Source organism: Brevundimonas sp. UBA6550 (assembly GCF_002434505.1).
GTDB lineage: Bacteria > Pseudomonadota > Alphaproteobacteria > Caulobacterales > Caulobacteraceae > Brevundimonas.
Window position 1 is genome coordinate 203089 of record NZ_DJKE01000008.1, and the last position, 13097, is coordinate 216185.

General features: G+C 67.2%; 12 protein-coding genes. 8 read left to right on the plus strand and 4 right to left on the minus strand.

Going from position 1 to position 13097, the window contains the following annotated elements:
- Positions 1-33: 33 nt before the first annotated feature.
- A complete protein-coding gene (locus B3Z70_RS08915) occupies positions 34-2784 on the minus strand; it encodes a TonB-dependent receptor (RefSeq protein ID WP_292020027.1) in 2751 nt (916 codons plus the stop codon).
- A gap of 143 nt (positions 2785-2927) precedes the next feature.
- Positions 2928-4763 carry a Ca2+-dependent phosphoinositide-specific phospholipase C gene (locus tag B3Z70_RS08920; RefSeq protein ID WP_292045393.1) on the minus strand — a complete coding sequence of 612 codons (1836 nt, stop codon included), beginning with the start codon at positions 4761-4763 and terminating at the stop codon, positions 2928-2930.
- A 119-nt stretch (positions 4764-4882) separates the two neighbouring features.
- On the opposite strand from B3Z70_RS08920, the gene B3Z70_RS08925 reads away from it, so the two are divergent.
- The 3 genes from B3Z70_RS08925 to B3Z70_RS08935 all read left to right on the plus strand — a co-directional run bounded on the left by B3Z70_RS08925 (position 4883) and on the right by B3Z70_RS08935 (position 6523).
- Entirely contained in the window at positions 4883-5095 is a 213-nt protein-coding gene (locus tag B3Z70_RS08925; protein WP_292020379.1) for a hypothetical protein, read from the plus strand.
- Between the two features lie 301 nt (positions 5096-5396).
- Positions 5397-5750 (plus strand): hypothetical protein, encoded by a 354-nt coding sequence (locus B3Z70_RS08930; RefSeq protein ID WP_292045394.1) that lies wholly within the window; start codon positions 5397-5399, stop codon positions 5748-5750.
- Between the two features lie 95 nt (positions 5751-5845).
- On the plus strand, positions 5846-6523 hold the full coding sequence (locus B3Z70_RS08935; RefSeq protein WP_292020377.1) for a CPBP family intramembrane glutamic endopeptidase: 678 nt from the start codon (positions 5846-5848) through the stop codon (positions 6521-6523).
- A gap of 13 nt (positions 6524-6536) precedes the next feature.
- Here B3Z70_RS08935 and B3Z70_RS08940 read toward each other — a convergent pair whose 3' ends face one another.
- A complete protein-coding gene (locus B3Z70_RS08940; protein WP_292020376.1) occupies positions 6537-7211 on the minus strand; it encodes a response regulator transcription factor in 675 nt (224 codons plus the stop codon).
- Positions 7212-8075: 864 nt separating this feature from the next.
- Between B3Z70_RS08940 and B3Z70_RS08945 the strand changes: the two genes are divergently transcribed.
- Both B3Z70_RS08945 and B3Z70_RS08950 read left to right on the plus strand, forming a co-directional pair.
- Positions 8076-8849 (plus strand): pirin family protein, encoded by a 774-nt coding sequence (locus tag B3Z70_RS08945; protein WP_292045395.1) that lies wholly within the window; start codon positions 8076-8078, stop codon positions 8847-8849.
- Between the two features lie 71 nt (positions 8850-8920).
- Complete coding sequence (locus B3Z70_RS08950; RefSeq protein ID WP_292020374.1) at positions 8921-9877, plus strand: zinc-binding dehydrogenase; 957 nt, start codon at positions 8921-8923, stop codon at positions 9875-9877.
- Positions 9878-9889: 12 nt separating this feature from the next.
- Here B3Z70_RS08950 and B3Z70_RS08955 read toward each other — a convergent pair whose 3' ends face one another.
- Positions 9890-10789 carry a LysR family transcriptional regulator gene (locus tag B3Z70_RS08955; protein WP_292020372.1) on the minus strand — a complete coding sequence of 300 codons (900 nt, stop codon included), beginning with the start codon at positions 10787-10789 and terminating at the stop codon, positions 9890-9892.
- Positions 10790-11109: 320 nt separating this feature from the next.
- Between B3Z70_RS08955 and B3Z70_RS08960 the strand changes: the two genes are divergently transcribed.
- From B3Z70_RS08960 to B3Z70_RS08970, 3 genes are all read left to right on the plus strand, one after another.
- On the plus strand, positions 11110-11637 hold the full coding sequence (locus B3Z70_RS08960) for a hypothetical protein (protein ID WP_292020371.1): 528 nt from the start codon (positions 11110-11112) through the stop codon (positions 11635-11637).
- 156 nt (positions 11638-11793) lie between these two features.
- The gene (locus tag B3Z70_RS08965; RefSeq protein ID WP_292020370.1) at positions 11794-12519 is read left to right on the plus strand and encodes an alpha/beta fold hydrolase; all 726 of its coding nucleotides are present in this window, start codon (positions 11794-11796) and stop codon (positions 12517-12519) included.
- Positions 12520-12682: 163 nt separating this feature from the next.
- Positions 12683-12862 (plus strand): hypothetical protein, encoded by a 180-nt coding sequence (locus B3Z70_RS08970; RefSeq protein ID WP_292045396.1) that lies wholly within the window; start codon positions 12683-12685, stop codon positions 12860-12862.
- Positions 12863-13097: the final 235 nt, after the last annotated feature.

Consider the following 13097-nt stretch of genomic DNA (forward strand, 5'->3'; position numbering starts at 1 on the left):
CGGTCGGGGTTCGACGTCGGGGTCACAGGTGCGTCAGAACTCCAGCCGAAGCCCCAGATTGATGCGGCGGCCCGACAGTTCGTACATCGTCGGGAAGGACGGGTTCATCGTATAGCCCTTGGTCGCCTCGTCGGTGACGTTGATGCCTTCCAGATTGATCTGCAGCCTGTCGGTCAGATTGTAGCTGGCCGACATATCCAGCTGGCCATAGCCCTCGCGCCAGATCGGATACATCTCGTAGCCGATGCCTTCGACGTATTTGTCCTTGTAGTTATAGGACGCCCGCGCCTGGAACTTGGCGTTCTCGTAGAACAGGGTGACGTTGTAGGTGTTGTCGGCCAGACCGACCGGCGGAGTGGGGATGCCCAGTTTGGACGACCCGGTCAGCGAGCTGTCCAGCACCGTATAGTTGGCGTTGATCCCGAACCCTTCCAGCGGCGCATAGAACTGTCCGAACGGCACGATGGCGACCAGTTCGACCCCGCTGACCTCGTAGGAGCCCGGCTCGTTGATCGGCTGATAGACGTCGAAGGTGTAGACGCCGTCGATGGTGCCGTTGGCGTTGTATTTGGTCACGTTCGGCACCGTGCCCGTCAGGGCCTGGCGCACCACGCCCTCGATCTCCTTCCAGAAGTAGGAGACCGCCAGAAGGCCGCCGTCGCCCAGATACTGCTCCAGGCCGACTTCCCACTGTTTGGCGTAGGTCGGCTTCAGGTTGGGGTTGCCGTCGGTGAAGCGGAACGAGTTGAAGCTGGCCGTGCGTTTGTACGCCAGATCGGTCAGGGCCGGACGGATCAGGGTTTCGGACGCGGCGGCGCGCAGGATCAGGCTGTCGGTCAGTTCCGCCGTCACGTTCACGCTGGGCAGCACCTTGTCGTAACCGCCGTCGCTGGACACCGGATCGGACGTATAGCCGGTCGAACCGTTCGGGTTCTGGATCTGATGATAGCCCGAGGAGGTGATGGAGGTGTCGATGTAGCGGGCGCCGCCGTTGACCGAGACCGGCACCGGACCGATGTCGAAGTTCAGGTCGGCCATGGCGTAGAGGGCCAGCACCTTCTCGGACACTTCGTAATAGTCGCCGACGTTGAACGGCGTGAAGAAGCCGTCGTAGCGGAAGGTGCGCCGGGCGTAGTCGTTCGACACCTGGCTCCAGTTCAGGTCCCGCACCCGGAAGCGGCCGCCGGGCACCAGATCGCCGATGGGCGTCAGTTCGCTCTGGGTCATCGGGCGGTTCAGATAATCGACCCGCCCCGGTCCGGTCCCCTGGATGTTGAGCGATCCGTACTGACGTTCCTTGGACTTGTCCGTATAGCGCGCGCCGATCTGGATGCTGGTCAGGGCCGGGAAGACATCGAGACCCAGATATTTGGTGAAGTCCACCTGGGCGGCGTATTTGTCGTCCTGGATGTGTTCCAGCGTCGTCTCATAGGCCTCGAACAGATAGCGCTCGGGGCTGTTGTACATGTCGATCGAGGCGGGGTTGGCGCTCTTGATCGTCTCGCCGCCGTCCGCCGTCCAGCGGGTGCGCGACGGCGCATAGGCGACGTGTTTCAGATTGGCGTAGTCCAGCGTCTTCTCGGCGCCGGAATAGCCGGCCAGGGCGTGCAGCTTCCAGCTGTCGCCGCTCCAGTTCAGCTCGGTCCCGAACTGGCGATAGTCGGTCTCGTTGATCTGCTCCTTGGAGAGCATCTCGTGCTGGGTGGCGGTGTAGGAGACGTCGCGCAGCACCACCATGCCGTATTCGGCCAGGGTGGTCTTGTCGAACTCGTGGATGGTCTCCAGCGTCGAACGGCTGGAGGCCGAATAGGCCGCCGCGTCATACTGGTCCTCGGTCGTCTCGTAGCGGCCGATCAGGGCGTCGAACGCCAGGCTGAAGTTGGACGACGGCCGGTATTGCAGCGAGACGGCGCCGCCCCACTGGTCCTGGGTGTTCAGATAGGCGCGGTCGCCGACCTTGTCCTGGAAGATGATCCGGTCGGTCTCGGCGGTGTTGGCGCGGTTCTGGACCACCACGCCGGCGTCGCGCGCCAGCACGGCCTGGGCCTGGGCGCCCCGCGCGCCGGTCGATGTGGCCAGAAAGCGCGTCAGCGGCCGGAAGTTGATGCCCGATTCGGAGTCCGTGCGGTTGGTGCGGCGCGCGGCCGAAAACGACACCAGACCGCCCCAGTCGCCCCAGGTGTCGCTGGCCAGGAACGACAGTTTGGGATCGGTCTTCTCGGAGATGGAGTTATAGGCGCCCTCGGCGGAGGCCACGACGCGGCGACCCTCATAGTCGAAGGGGCGGGCGGTCGAGATGTTGACCGAGCCGGCGATGCCGCCTTCCTCGTCCGCGGCGCGCGGCGACTTCTGCACCGTGACCTGCTGGATGATCTCGGAGGCGAAGATGTCGAACTCGACATCCCGGCCGCCGCTGCCCGAGGCGGTCGCCAGGCCGTTGATGGTGACGAAGGTGAACTCGCTGGGCAGGCCGCGCACCGACACCCGCTGGCCCAGGCCGCGATTGCGTTCGATGGTCACGCCGGGAATGCGTTGCAGCGCCTCGGCCAGGTTCTGTTCGGGGAAGTTGGCGACGTCGGTCGCCACGATGGAGTCGGAGAAGCCGACGCCCTTGCGCTTGATGTCGACCGCCTGCTCCAGGCTGCGGCGATAGCTGCCGGTGACGACGATCTCGTCCACCTGGGCGACGTCCGACGACGTCGGGGCCGCAGTCTGCGCGAAGGCGGCGAAAGGCGTGGCGGCCGCGACGACCAGGGCCGTCGTGCCGAGGATTTGGTTCTTCATTTGGACTACCCCCAGAGAGCCTGGCGCGCCTCGTGGCGAGACGCGCCGACCGGCCCCGTGGCGTCTCACGCCGGCCGATCTAACGCCCTCAACGACGGGCCTGTGCGGTCCCTCAGTATGTGACAGTCGATTTCACTCAAGGTTCACGGCGCTGTCGCGTTCGGGGCCCGAACCGGCGCGACCCCGGCCTTTGCGAGCGCTGCCTGAACCTCGGCCCGGGCCGCCTCCATGTCGCGGCGGAACACGTCCGACCGCTGCTCGGCGCCATAGATCACCGCCCCCGACAGGATGCCGGCCTCCACGGCGCTGTAGGTGTGCGAGCCGCAGACGAACCGGCTCTCGGCGAACTCACGCCCCCGCGCATAAAGGGCGTTGGCCCGCTGGGGGGCCAGTTCGGCCAGGATCATGGCGATATGCATCCCATGCGCCGAATGGCCGGACGGATAGTCGGGATTGCCCGCCAAGTGATCGCTCTTGGCCTCGCAGATCGGCAGGTCCGTGCCGAGGTAGGGCCGCTTGGTCCCCCAGTGGTCCTTGGCCACGCCGACGACCGATCGGTCGTTGCCCGACCGATCCAGCAGGGCGGTCAGCACCGGCGCCGTCTCGGGCGTCAGGCGCACGCCCAGGGCCTGGGCGAAATGGTCGTATTTGTCGCCCGACACGTCCGCCGTCGCCAGGTCCCAGCGCGGCGTGCCCTGCAGCGCGCGGGTCTCGCGGAACACCTCGGCGTTGGCGCGGTCGCGGGGCGATCCCGGCGCGGGCGGCGGGGCCAGGACCGTCGTCAGGTCGGGCCGATCCGCCGCCGCCAGATAGCCGCGCATGGGGGCGCCCGTCACCATCTCGACCGCCAGGCCGTCGCAGCGCGCCGCGGCCCGCACCGGATTGCAGGCCGCCGCCTCGGCGCCCGGCAGGCGCACCTCATAGGTCGGGAAGCGCGGATCGGCCCAGTAGTAGTCGGTCGACACATATTGCGCCCCGCTGGCGAAGGCGGCGGTGCGGCGCGACACGTCGGCGGTACGGGCCTCCACCGTGTCGGCGTCGGCGCGGGTCCGCACGATGAAGCCCTGGCGCACGGCTTCGCGAATGCGCGCCTGCTGGCCCACCGGATCGTTCAGCGTCAGATAGGCGGCGGCGGGGCTGGCCTCGTCGGTGTTGACGAACAGGACCCGGCCCTCCAGCGACGGCCGGCCTTGGGCATAGGCGGCGACTTTTTCCGGCCCTTCGTCCAGGGCGAAGAAGACCTTGCCGCGCGCGGCGCCCAGCGCGGGCCATCCGCCCGCCATCACAGCCTCGCGCAGGGTGGCGCGGCGTCCGCGCACCTGATCGGGCGTGATCAGATGTCCGGCCTCGAACACCGAGCGGATTTCCGTATCCAGCGCGTCCCAGGCCGTCGCGTCGAAGTCCAGCGGCGCGACCCCGCCCGGCATCGAGGCCGAACCCGTCTTGGCGTTCAGCAGGATCAGGATCGGCGCGTGATCGGGATGGGCCGCCGACCAGTCGCGAATCTGCGTCAGACAGGCGACCAAGGTCAGGCAGCTGCTGCGAAAGTCCACGTCGGGCATATGCAGCACCTTGAACCCCGGCCGCGTCATCGCCTGCTGGAAGGCCGCACCGACCGGCGCCCCGGCGCCGGGCCGTCCCAGCGCCGACAGCGGGTGGGCGTAGCGCCCGCCCTGCGGATCGTTCAGCACGTCGATCTCCAGCTGGCGCGCGCCGGCGTCCAACTGTTCGGCGAGCGGTCGGTGGGCGTAGTCCAGGCCCGCCGCGCGCGGATCGACCGCCGTCATCGCCGCCAGCTCCGCCTCGGGAATGGCCAGCTTGTAGGCGTTGTGGGCGCCGACGGCGGCGATGTCGTTCATCCGCAACGTCCGGTCCATCCAGGCTGCGGCGCAGGCGTCGCCGCCCGCCGCACGCACATCGGCGGCGGCCGGGTCGCAGGCGGTCGCGGCGAGAAACAGGGTGGCGAGAAGGGCGCTCATGATCGATCTCCGTGGGACGCCGCCAGACATCGCGCGTCCCTTGAACAACGATCCTGAACCACGCCTCCTCAACAGCCGCATGACACCCCAAAGACGTAATCGAACGGGCGGGCATCCGCATGGCGGTCGGCGAGGTCCGGGCGATCGACTCGCGCGACGCCCGCGTCCGGGCCAAGGCGCTTCGTCGCCTCAGATCGGCCTGCGGTCGCGTAGACGAGGCGGATAGACTTCTCGCGCTGTCCATCGCCTTCGAAGCGCTTCTGGATGACGAGAAGAATGAGCTGACCTTTCGCTACGCCCTGCGTGCAGCGCTGTTCCTTCGGCGTAACTAAAGCGGAGCGTAAGGCCATCCGAGCCTCGGTCGCTCGGATGTATTCACTCCGCAGCAAGATCGTGCACGGTTCAACGGTGACGGACAATCTGCGCGAAGTTGCGCAAGGCGCAATCCGCCAGCTCGTTCATCTCGTCCGGATTTCTGTCGGCCTCGGCCAGGGCCGACACAAGGTGCCGCGCCGCGCGCCATGTCCACGCAATGTTGCGCTGGGATTCTGGGATCAGGCGAGAGCCCGAGGCGATGCGTGGTGCGCGTCGTGATCGGGTCGCCGTTCACAGCAAGGATCGGAGATCAGTTCCATGTCATTCCCTCTTATGCGTGCGCCGCGCCGCGCTCTGTCACTGGCCGGCGCCGGCGTCCTTGCCGTCCTCGCCCTTGCGGCCTGCGGGACCACGGCCGAGAGCCGCCAGGTCGCCTTTCACGAGGACGCACGAACCTGTTCGGCTTTCGGCTCGGATTACGGATCGCGCGCCTACAGCGAATGCATGCTGGAACAACAGCGCCGACGCGACGAAGCCCAGCTCAAAACCCTGGAGGAGATGCGTCTCACCAGCGAGATCGCCCGCGAGGGCCAGATCATGGCCGATCAGGCGCGCCGCGAGCGTTGCCGCCGGGATCCCGATCGCCGTGAGTGCCGTCGCGGCGGCCGCTGAGCGGGAGCCTTCTGGACATCGTAACCTGACCCGGAGCGGGGAGGGCAGGGCGTGCCCGCCCGCTCCGGATGTCGTCTCATGACCCAGGATTCCAGATGACTGCTGAACTCAAACGTCCGGGCTGGCTGGAGATCATCGTCGGGGTGGTCGCCTTCTTCCTCCTGCTCATTCCGACCGCCGTCATGGTTGGATATCTGCAGGATCAGCCCGTCCTTCAGGGTGTCGTCGCATCGACCGGCGGCGGCACGGCCGGCCTCGGCGCCTTCCTGCTCGTATATCTGCTCCGGATCCGCTCGCTCGCGGTCTTCGGGTTCAAGAGCGTTTCCCTCCGCTGGCTTCTCGCGGGAGCGGGACTGGCGGTCGTGGGGTACGGGCTGAGCCTGCTCATCCAGTACGGCTGGCTTCATTTCGTCGGCGCGGATCAATCGCAGAGCGTCCTTCACAATGCCGCCCAGGCCGGCGCGCTCGCCTTCACCCTGTCGCTCATCGGGGGAGCGGTTTTGACGCCGCTGGGCGAGGAGTTCCTTTTTCGCGGGGTCGTGGCCAACGCCCTCAACCGCTACGGCGCATGGGCCGGGATTGGTCTGAGCTCTGTCATCTTCGGCCTGATCCACGGTGTCGGCGTGGTTCTGCCGGTCGCCATCATGGTGGGCGTCCTGTCCGCGATCCTGTTCCGCAAGACCGGCTCGGTCTGGCCCTGTGTGGTGCTGCACGCCGTCTACAACGCATCCCAAAGTCTGGCTTCCGCGCTGGGCTCCGCCCCGATGCAGTAAGCGAGACGCCGGTTCACGGGGCTTCGCGAAGCAGATAGCCGACACCGCGGATGGGGTGGATCTCGATCAAGGCGCCGGCGTCGGAAAGCCGGCGGCGCAGGCGCGAGATATGGGAGTCGAGGGTGTTCGACTGCACGGCGTCGTCGAAACCGAAGACGGCCTGCTCCAGCGACTCTCTCAGCACGGTCCTGCCGCGTCGCTGCAGCAATGCAGCCAGGACCCGGAGCTCTCGGCGGGGGAGTTTTAGCAGAACGCCGTTGATTGACGCCTCGTCGTTGGTGACGCTGAAGACGAGTTTGCCCGCGTGGACCTCCTCGTCCACTACATCAGCGGGACGACGGCGGACCGCGCGGATGCGCGCCAGCATTTCGTCGATCGCGAACGGCTTCATCAGATAGTCGTCCGCCCCCTCGTCCAGCCCGAGAATGCGATCAGAGATATCCCCCCTGGCGCTAAGAATGATGACCGGGATACCGGGAGTCTTCGCGCGCAACGCTTCGATCAGCGACAGGCCGTCGCCGTCAGGAAGGGTCCGGTCGAGGAGGGCGAGGTCGAAAGACGCCATGGCGATGGCTTCGTGCGCCGCCGCCAGATGATCGGCGAGATCCACGATCATCCGCTCTCTCACCAGCGCCGACCGCAGCGTTTCGGCAAGCCAAGGTTCGTCCTCGACGATCAGCACTCTCATTCGGTTGTCTCGCAGAGGAGCTTCTGGGCCGCCTTCGGTCCGCTATGGCAAAAACGGTCGCGTATCAGACCCGGGACGGTGCAGGCCTTTGACGGTCTTGACTAGACGATCACTGGGAAACCCTCTGTTACTCATCCAGAAACACCGCAACCGCTTCAAGCCGTGGAAAGGCCATGCGGCACATGGTCGAGCAATCGGAAGATGCGGCGGCGATCGTGACGACCGAAGTCGAACTGTGTCGAGCCTAACAAGAGCCGAGTGTGCAAACTCGGCCACGCGATCTGGCGCTGCGCCCCCTCGCGGGGCGCGGCTGCTCCGTACGTTCTCCTAAATGCGTCTCGGAACGCCTGGCCCGTCCGGACTCTCTGCTCGTCGGAAACGTAGAGGCTCAGGCCCTCCCCCGACCAGGAAGGCGCGATTGGCGCATATGAAGCTGAACAGGACCGGATCGAAGAGGCGAAGCCCTTCCAGCGCCAGCATCCTGGGCGTCGATCTCACCGTCGAGCGCGGCCCATGAGAAGTTGACCGCGTTCGACAATCGCGCGACGTCGCGAGGCCCTGCAGCGACGGCTCCTTCGGCCGGTCGTCCAGGATCGCCGTGACGCCTCGCGCGGGGCGTTGACGGCTTCGGAAGACGCGAGGGGCGCCGATCTCGCAACGCAGCGTTCACGCGGACACGCCTTGTGAGCGCCACGCTCGTTTCGAAATTGTCGGGACACATCGCGGGACCCTGTCGGATGGACCGAGGCGCCCTCTGCGACCCTGCTGGAGGATCCGACCATGTCGTCACGATCGATCGATCGCATCACCGCCATTCCGCCTCTGGGACCCGGATTCGACGGGGACCACCACAGGGCCGCGCTCGTGATCGCGCCCGGCGATATGCCGCGTACCGACCCCTTCTTCCTGATGGCGGACGACCACATCACGGTCGAGGGCGGCTTCGGCGAGGCTCATCCGCATGCCGGGCTTGAGACCGTCACCTTCATGCTCAACGGGACCATGGCCGACACCGGCGGGCGCCTCGACGAAGGCGATGTGGAGTGGATGACGGCCGGCAGCGGCATCGTCCATTCCGAACAGGCCAAGGTTTCCGAGGGCATGCGGCTATTTCAGCTGTGGCTCACCCTGCCGGAGGCGCAGCGCAACATGGATCCCCGCGTTCAGATCATTCGCGGCGCCACCGCTCCGGCGCACCGGGAGGAGGGCGTCGAGGCAACGGTCTACAGCGGCCGTCTGGGCGATGCCGTTTCGCCTACCCTGAACGCCGTCCCGGTCACGTTGGCGGATATCCGGCTGGAGCCTGGCGTGGTCTGGGAGCCCGAACTGCCATCCGTCTTCAACGCCTTCGTGGTGGTGATTGAGGGGCAGGCCGCCGTGGGCGAGACTTCGGCGGAACTGAAGGTCGGAACGGTCGGCTGGTCGGGGCCGGTCGGGGACGGCGACGGCGCCCTGGCGCTGCGCGCAGGACAGGGCGGCGTGCGGCTTCTCCTCTATGCAGGCGCGCCGCAGAAAACGCCTGTAGTCTCGCAGGGCCCTTTCATCGCCGGCTCCCGTGAAGAACTGGCCGGCTATTACGCCGCCTATCGCAACGGCGCCTTTCCGCATGCGGGCAACATGAGGCCGCTTGTGTCCTGATCCCAGACGCCGGTCGGTCACGGTGGACCTTCGGGTCCGCTGCGGCTGTGCGGCCGCTTCGGAGCCATACCATGTCCAAAGCCATCCAAATCCAATCCACCGGCGGACCCGAAGTTCTCCAACTCATCTCCCGCGACGTCGATCGTCCCGGCCTCGGTCAGGTCCGGCTGGCCCAGACCGCCATCGGGCTCAACTACGTTGATGTCATGGTTCGGACGGGCCTCTTCCCTGTCGGCCTTCCGGCCATCCCCGGGTTCGAGGCGGCCGGCACGGTCGAGGCCGTCGGTCCCGGCGTTTCAGGCATCGCGCCTGGCGATCGGGTCGCCTACTTCTTTGCGGACGGCGCCTATGCCGAGGTTTCGAACGTTCCGGCCGCAGCCCTGATCCTGCTTCCGGATGACATCCCGGACGAGACGGCGGCGACATTCCTCGCCAAGGGTCTGACCGCCTGGATGGGTCTGCACGCCCTGGCGAAGCCGGCGCCTGGCGACACCATTCTTGTGCTCGGCGCGTCAGGAAACGTCGGCTCGATCCTTTCGCGCTGGGCTACCGCCGAAGGGATCAATGTGATCGGCGTGGCCGGCTCGTCGTCGAAGCTCGACAAGGTCGCGGCCGGGGCGACCCATGCTCTGCTGGCGGGCGACAACGATGTTTTCGGGGACATCCGTCAGATCGCCCCGGACGGGGTGGACGTGGTGTATGATTTCGTCGGGCAATCGACCTTCGACCTGGCTGTCGCGGCGGTTCGCGACGGCGGCGTGATCGCGACCATCGGCGCTGCATCGGGTTCGTCCACACCGCCTACCGAGGCCTTGCGCCGTCGTGGCGTGGAGGTCCGGGGCGGCGGCACGCCTCAGTATGTTCGGGACGGCACAGTCGAGATCGCCGCAACCGCGCTTTGGGATCGACTGCGCTGCGGCGTGTTCGAGGACCTCTCTGTGGAACGCTACGCATTCGAGGACGTGGCCCGGGCGCACGCGGCCATGGACAGTCGGCGCCTCGGCGGATTGCCGGTGCTGATCGTCTGAATCCCGGTCGGCTCAGATCTCGCGGGCGATGCGTTCGGTGAGGAAGTTCACCAGCGCCCGAACGCGCGCGATCCCGGAGCGGGCGGCGGGCAGGAAGAGCTGAAGGTCCGCGCCCTCGTGTGTGTAGTCTGGAAGCACGACCTCCAGCCTGCCGTCGGCCAAGGTGTCCTGGACCATGAAGCGCGGCACCAGAACCACGCCAAGCCCGGCCTTGGCGGCGGCGAGGAGCATCTGTCCGTTGTCGGCACGGAACCGCGTGTCCATGCGTACCGCCTCCCAGTCGCCGGACTGTCTGAATCGCCATCGCCCGGTATCGTGCAGATAAAGGACGGCTTCATGCTCGGCCAAGTCGTCGGGCGTTTCCGGTCGTCCTCGCGCCTCGAGGTAGGCCGGGCTGGCCAAGACCACCCAGCGCACCCGGGCCAGCTTTCGGGTAATCAGGACCGAGTCGGGCACATTGCTCGTCCAGACCGCCAAGTCGTACGCCTCACGCACCATGTCGACCTGACGATCCTCGAAGCGGACATCCAGGTGGACCTTGGGATGGAGCGCCGCGAACTCGGCCAGAAGCGGAGCCAGGCAGTATTCGCCGAAGGCGACCGGAACCTGGATGCGCAGCTGCCCGGAGATTTCCGCCGTCGACGTCGTGACCGCCTCGTGCGCGGCCTCCAGCTCCGCGAGGCCGGCGGAGGCGCGGGCGTGATAATCGCGACCGATGTCGGTCAGGGTCGTACCGCGGGGAGTGCGGGTCAGCAGCCGCGCGCCCAGTACGGTCTCGAGCCTGCTGATGCGTCGGCTGACGATCGACTTCGCGACATCAAGACGGTTTGCGGCGTTGGCGATACTGCCGGTCTCGACGACCTGGACGAAGGCGACCACGTCCAGCAGATCGACGGAGGCGGGTTTCGACATCAGCAACACTCCGTTGCAAGGGCGCGGTCTTCTGGAACACTAGGTCAGGTCTATCTTCTGGAAAAGCGACACGGTGTCGCTTGTAGATCGTTCTTCTAACGCCCGCCTTGGAGATGCTGATGATCGTCAGGGCTATCCCCGTCTCCGGCTAAGTCCCGTGGCGCCGCCATTGCGACGGCGCTCCGGGTCGCCGCCGGCCCTCCCTGTCCTTCACCTTGGCCCTGATCGCCTTGCGGCGTTGCGGCCCCGCCTCACCGATCGGATGAGCGCCCGTGCGGCCGTCGCCGCGCGGATCGTCCGGTCATGTCATGGAGACATCGATGCTCGATGGTCGAATTGCGGGTTCCGCCCCAAGCGCCGACCGCGCCGCCTGGCCTGCGGTCTATGCTCTGGCGTTCGGCGCCTTCGGCGTCGTCGCGGCGGAACTGCTCCCGGTCAGCATCCTGACGCCTATGGCGGTGGATTCGGGCGCGTCACTGGGCGCGGTCGCTCAATCCGTTGCCATGACGGCGGCGGTCGCCGCCATCACCGGCCCCCTGCTTGTGCTCGGCGCGGGACGGGTTGACCGTCGGACCCTGATTTGGATGTTGATGGCTCTCCTGATCGTATCCAGCCTTGGTGGCGCCTTCGCGCCCGACCGGGCCGAGAGCGCGGGAGCCCTGATGGCCGTCGCCTTGCAGGTGGCCATCGCCAGCGGCGCCGTTATGGGCGGCGTGCTCATCGACAATATCGGCCCGACCGGCGTGATGGCCTATGGGGCCGTCGCCGTCCTCGGCGGCGCCCTGACCATCCTGACCTTCGGTCGGGCGGAAGAGCGCAGGAGGGTCTGTGATGGCTGTCCTGCCTGACCCCGACCTCGCTTCACGCCCGGGAGCGGCCCCGCTGCTCCGGACGCAAACCAGCGCCGGACCTGACCGGCGCCGCCCCCCGATCCCGTCGCGCTCGGCCGAACTCCCGGTCTGTCAACCGCGCCTCGACCCGTCCCTAGAAAAGGAGATTCTCTCATGCCTGCAGTTCTCGTTCACGGCGTTCCCGACACCCATCGTCTGTGGGATCATGTTCGCGCCCGCCTGCAACGGCAGGACATCGTAGCCCTGTCCCTGCCGGGCTTCGACTCGCCGATCCCGGAAGGCTTCCAGTCCACCAAGGAAGAGTATCTGAACTGGCTGATCCAGCAGCTGGAAGCCTTTGGCGAGCCCGTCGATCTGGTCGGTCACGACTGGGGCTGTCTGCTGACCGCCCGCATCGCTTCGAACCGTCCCGATCTCGTCCGCACCTGGACCGGGATCAGCGGTCCGCTCGATCCCGAGTACGAGTGGCACTATCTCGCCGAGATATGGCAGAAGCCGGGTGAGGGCGAAGCTTGGATGGCCTCTCTGAATCGCGACGAGTTCGCCCAGAACCTCATCGACGCCAGGATGCCGCCGGAAGACGCCCGCGAGTCGGTCCGCCACATCGACGACCAGATGAAGGCCAGCATCCTGGCCCTGTACCGGTCGTCGATCAATGTCGGCGCGGAATGGAAGCCGGGCCTGGCCAATGTCACCGCGCCGGCCCTGGTCATCTGGGGCATCGACGACCCGTTCCTCCCAAACCGTTTCGCCGATCTGCTCGGCGAGGCCACCCGCGCTCGCGCCATCGTCAAGCTACGCGCCACGCACTGGCCCTTGCTCAATGTGCCCGGCGACGTGGCGCGCGAGCTGGAAGCCCATTGGGCGACCGTCAGCTGACCCCCTCCCGCCCCGTCGTCGGTGGACGACGGGGCGCCGACCATGAGCGCCCGGCGGCGGTCCCGTTCCCGAACCGCCGCCGTCGTTCACAATCCCAGGGACGCTCGCCGGGAACCGCTCCTCGCGACGCCGTCCGCAGACACCAAGCAGGAAAGACCTTGCGATGACCCAGACCTCCACGCTCAGCCGACGCAAGATCATGCTCGGCGCTTCCGCCAGCATGGCGGCCATGACCGCTCTCCCGGCCCTCCTGGCGCGCCCGGCGGCCGCCGCCGTTGTCCCGGCCGCTCGCGCCGCCAGTTCCGCGCCCGGCGCCAGCGCGCTCGGGGCCGGCTGGTGGTGAGCGCGAGCCCGCCCGTTCCTCCCAGGCTCACCGCGTCGCCCCGCTGCCGGACGAGGCCCCCTCCGGTTTTGACCGGAGGTCGCTCAGAGACCCGGTTTCGGAAATCCGGACGTCCCGACGTGAGAGCGGGGCGCCCCGGCCGGCAGGCCGGCCAGCATGCGAGCGCTTAACCCATGACGATCGCCGAGGTCTGCGCGACCGGCGCTCGCCGCCTGCTCCGGACATCTTTCCCAAC